We start from the raw sequence: 1,985 nt of genomic DNA on the forward strand, positions 1-1,985 counted from the left end.
GCCTCCTCGGCGCGGGTCGCGGCGTCGGACAGGCCCCACACCGCGCCCACGGCGGAGTCCGGATCGGGCTCCGCGACGGCGGCGGCGAGACTGCGGCCCGGGATCCACTCGGTGACCACGATGCCGCCCGCGCGGCCGCGGATGACGTCGAGCACGCGCGCGAGGCCGTCGGAGTAGACGGACGTCAGGGCGACGGTCCGGTCGAGGACCCCGGTGGCCGAGCCCGGGGGCTGCTCGCCGGGAAGGGGGTCGACGAAGGTGAGGGCGACGAACCTGTCGAGGCGCCGGTCGCGGGCCTTCCAGAACGCCTGCCCGGAGACGCCGCCGCACGACTCGAGCAGCTCGTACCGGCCTCCGGAGACGAGGCCGCCGACGGTCAGACGAGGAGGAGTGGGGGAAGCGGACCCCACGGGGGTCCCGGTCTGATCGCCCACCCGCTGTCCTCCTCGCCTGGTGCGCCCGGCCTCCCGTCGGCCGCTCGTGACCCCTCGAGTGTACGTACCGCCCGCCCGGGGAATCGACTATCGCCTCAGACGCCCCACGAGGCCGCGGAGAACGGGGGTGATGGAGTCCAGTTCCGGCAGACGGGATCTCGACAGGACCAACCCGGTGACCGCGAGGGTGAGGACACCGGCGAGCGCCGCGCGGAGCACGTAGCCGATGCTGCCGACGGCGTCGGTGAGCGCGTCCATCGGCAGCACCGTGTCCACCGCGAGGGCCACCAGGGCGCCGGCGACCGAGGCGCCGAGCGTCCACGCGGCGGACCGGAGGGTTTCCCGGCCGCGCAACGACCCGAGCTTCGAGCGGAGCAGGACGTACCCGGCCACCGCGCCGACGACCCAGCCGATGCCGTTGGCCAGGGCGAGGCCGATCACCACGTGCGAGCGCTCGTCCGCGACCGCGGGGACGAGGAGCGAGAGGACGACCCGGACGACGGTGATCGCGAGGATCATCACCGTGGGCGTCCAGTAGTCCTCGCGGGCGTAGAAGACGCGCTGCTGCAGGAGCACGATCGCGTAGGGCACCAGGGTGAACGCGCCGGCGGCCACGGTGAGGCCGAGGACCCGGGCGCTGTCGGCGTCGAAGTTGCCGTAGCGGAACAGGCCCGTGGCGATGGTCGGCCCGAACGCCGTCATGAACGCGATGATCGGCAGGAGGCCGAACAGGGACAGCCGGGTGCCCAGCGAGATGTCGCGCACGACCGCGTCGTTCCGGCCGGCGACGCCGTTGTCCGCGAGGCGGGGGTTGATCGCCGTGAGCAGCGTGACGCCGATGATCCCGTACGGGACCTGCAGCAGCAGCCAGTAGGTCTGGTAGATCGCGATGGCGGCCTCGTCGGCGGCGGCGCCGATGCGGTTGGTCATGACCAGACCGACCTGCGAGATGAGCACGTACGTCACGCCGGCCAGCGCGTGCCCGCCGAACTGCTTGATCCGCGGGTCGAGCCCCCACTGCGGGCGCAGGTCGACACCGGCGCGGCGCAGCGCGGGGACGAGGACGGCGGCCTGGACGACCACGCCGAGCGTCGTGCCCAGACCGAGCAGCAGGATCGGACCGCTGCGCAGGTTGACCGGCGCCGCAGGGTCGATACCGCTGCCCACCACCGCGAACAGGGCGAGCGTGGCGATCGCGACGACGTTGTTCCATACCGGCGCCCACGCGCCGGGCCGGAAGACGCCGTTGTAGTTGAGCACCGCCAGCATCACGGAGAACACGCCGTAGAAGAAGATCTGCGGAAGCAGCAGGAACGCGAACGCGGTGGCCAGGTCGGTGTTGACCTCGCCGTCGCCGAGGTTGAGTTCGGTGAGCAGCGGCGCGCACGCCACGGCGAGCACCGTCGCGCCGAGCGCGAGCGCCGAGGTGACGGTGAGCAGGCGGCGGATGAAGGACACTCCCCCATCCGCGTCCTCCTGCGCCGCCTTGGCCAGCAGCGGCATGAACATGGCCGTGAGCACCGAACCCAGCACGAGCTCGGTGATCATGTT

The 1,985-nt window shown here is 72.3% G+C and carries 1 protein-coding gene and 1 pseudogene; both read right to left on the reverse strand.

Annotation, left to right across the window (positions count from 1 at the left end):
- A pseudogene (locus G6030_RS10360) lies at positions 1 to 434 on the reverse strand (hypothetical protein); the annotation flags it as partial.
- Between the two features lie 87 nt (positions 435 to 521).
- On the reverse strand, positions 522 to 1,985 hold a 1,464-nt coding region (locus G6030_RS10365), incomplete at its 5' end, for a lipid II flippase MurJ (RefSeq protein ID WP_182643062.1).

The sequence above is a fragment of the Dietzia sp. E1 genome (genome assembly GCF_014145015.1).
Taxonomy (GTDB): domain Bacteria; phylum Actinomycetota; class Actinomycetes; order Mycobacteriales; family Mycobacteriaceae; genus Dietzia; species Dietzia cinnamea_A.